This is a genomic window from Streptomyces sp. NPDC002926, from assembly GCF_053591755.1.
Map to the genome: position 1 here is coordinate 1 of NZ_JBSFUK010000088.1, position 1,546 is coordinate 1,546.

1 protein-coding gene and 1 pseudogene are annotated in these 1,546 nt (G+C 68.3%); both read left to right on the forward strand.

Annotation, left to right across the window (positions count from 1 at the left end):
* Positions 1-72: 72 nt before the first annotated feature.
* On the forward strand, positions 73-1,149 hold the full coding sequence (gene sbnB, locus ACWDZ6_RS33370) for a 2,3-diaminopropionate biosynthesis protein SbnB (RefSeq protein ID WP_451505831.1): 1,077 nt from the start codon (positions 73-75) through the stop codon (positions 1,147-1,149).
* A 212-nt stretch (positions 1,150-1,361) separates the two neighbouring features.
* Positions 1,362-1,546: pseudogene (locus ACWDZ6_RS33375) on the forward strand (2,3-diaminopropionate biosynthesis protein SbnA); the annotation flags it as partial.

Consider the following 1,546-nt stretch of genomic DNA (forward strand, 5'->3'; position numbering starts at 1 on the left):
GGAAGTGCTCGTGGCGATGGCCGATCCCCTCCGTCTGGCCGACTGCTCACCGACCGTCGAGGTGAGGGTCCCATGACCACCGTCCGCTCCACCGCCGCGGAGCCCGCAGCCGGCGGGCCTGCCGCTGCCCCTGTGCCGCCGTTCGCGGTGATCCCCGGTGCGCAGGTCCAGCGTGTGCTGGAGGGGCATGAGAAGGAGATCGTGGAGTTGGTCGAGGGTACCTACCGGCTGCACAGCGCCGGTGATTCGGTGAACCCGCCGTCCTGCTTCCTGCGGTTCCCCGACCGCCCCTCCTCCCGGATCATCGCGCTGCCCGCCTCGGTCGGCGGGGATGTGCGCGTCGACGGCCTCAAGTGGATCTCCAGCTTCCCGGAGAATGTGTCGGCCGGTGTCCCGCGGGCCTCGGCCGTGCTGATCCTCAACGACCATGACACCGGCTACCCGTTCGCCTGCCTGGAAAGCTCCATCATCAGCGCCACCAGGACAGCCGCGTCGGCCGTCGCAGCCGCCGACTGCCTCAGCCGGAGCCGGCCGCGGCCGTTGCGCGTCGGGTTCTTCGGGGCGGGCCTGATCGCCCGCTACATCCACACCTTCCTGGCCGGCACCGGCTGGACCTTCGACGAGATCGGCGTGCACGACCTGTCCGCCGACAGCTCGGCCGGCTTCCGCACCTACCTGGAGCAGTCGGGCACCGCCGGCCGGATCACCGTCCACGACAGCGCCGAGCAGCTGATCCGCCTCAGCGACCTGGTGGTCTTCGCCACCGTCGCCGGCCGGCCGCACATCGGCGACCTGTCGTGGTTCGCACACAACCCCCTGGTCCTGCACATCTCGCTGCGCGACCTCGCCCCGCAGATCCTGCTGGCATCGACCAACATCGTCGACGACATCGCGCACTGCCAGCGGGCCGGCACCTCGACCCACCTGGCCGAGCAGCTCACGGGCAACCGGAACTTCCTGCACGGCACGCTGGACGACGTGCTGGCCGGGCGGGTGACCGTGCCGGCGGACCGCCCCGCCGTGTTCTCGCCCTTCGGCCTCGGCGTCCTCGACCTCGCCGTCGGCAAATACGTCTACGACGAGGTCGCCCGCTCCGGAGAACTGCACATCATCGACAACTTCTTCCAAGAACTGAGCCGACACGGATGAACAGCCGAGACGTCGGCCGACCGACAAGGAGGCCCATGCGGAGCTAACCCCGGAGAAATCAGCGGCCACTTCGCCGCAGGTCAACGCGCACCACGCCGCGGCCCCTGTCCCAACCCCCCGTCCGGCTCTGTGAATACAGGTAAGGCGAGAAGCCCCCCACCACGGTCGGAAGGACGTTCCGAAGGTGCAATGCCGCAGAGGAGGAGGCCATCGTGCCCGTCATTTCCGATCCCTACGCCTTCAACGAGGAAGAGCTCTATGTCGACCTTCGGTCGATCTTCGGACGCTCACTGTTCCTCAAATGTGAGGGCTTCAACTTCGCCGGCTCCATCAAGCTGAAGGCCGCGACCGAGATGGTGGAGACCGCCGAGCGGGATGGAACGCTGACGCCGGAATC

What these genes read in the sequence shown, in the direction of transcription:
- sbnB (WP_451505831.1), top strand. Translation starts at nt 73, where the DNA reads ATGACCACCGTCCGCTCCACCGCCGCGGAGCCCGCAGCCGGCGGGCCT.